At 62.1% G+C, this 422-nt stretch carries 1 protein-coding gene; it reads right to left on the bottom strand.

Going from position 1 to position 422, the window contains the following annotated elements; translation table 11 throughout:
• Positions 1-422: DUF1707 SHOCT-like domain-containing protein (locus KJQ99_RS11415; RefSeq protein ID WP_214150739.1), on the bottom strand; the 422-nt coding region annotated here is incomplete at both ends.

Raw genomic sequence — 422 nt, 5'->3', positions numbered from 1 at the left:
GTCACGATCATGAGGTTCGTTTTGACGGCAACTCCCAATACCACTATCGCCAGGAGCAGCGCGACGAGCTGGAAATTGGCCTGTTGGGCCGCCTGACGACGTATCCAGGACCCCCGTGGCGAGATAGCAACTCCCAGCATCGGCCCAAGAGGCCCAAGGAACAATGGGGACAGCCCCATGACGCCAGCTGCCAACGTCTCGCCTGCGGCGATACGCGAACCGTGAGCCTGTCCACCGACGACCGCTAGTCCGGTCAGGGCGGCATTGAGATCAGCGCGAGTCACCGCCCCCAAAGCGCGAGTCACCCTATCGTCGAAGTCGTCGGGCGAGAGCCGACCGTCAACGTAGGCATCGCGCAAGAAGGCCACGACTCGATCACGGTCGACGTCGTTGACAAGCCAGCCATCTTTTCCGGTTTGCCA

Origin of the sequence: Campylobacter sp. 2018MI13, from assembly GCF_018501135.1 — a bacterium.
Classification (GTDB): domain Bacteria; phylum Campylobacterota; class Campylobacteria; order Campylobacterales; family Campylobacteraceae; genus Campylobacter_E.
Note: the sequence above shows the minus strand (reverse complement) of the source record. Positions and strands in the feature narration are given on the sequence as shown.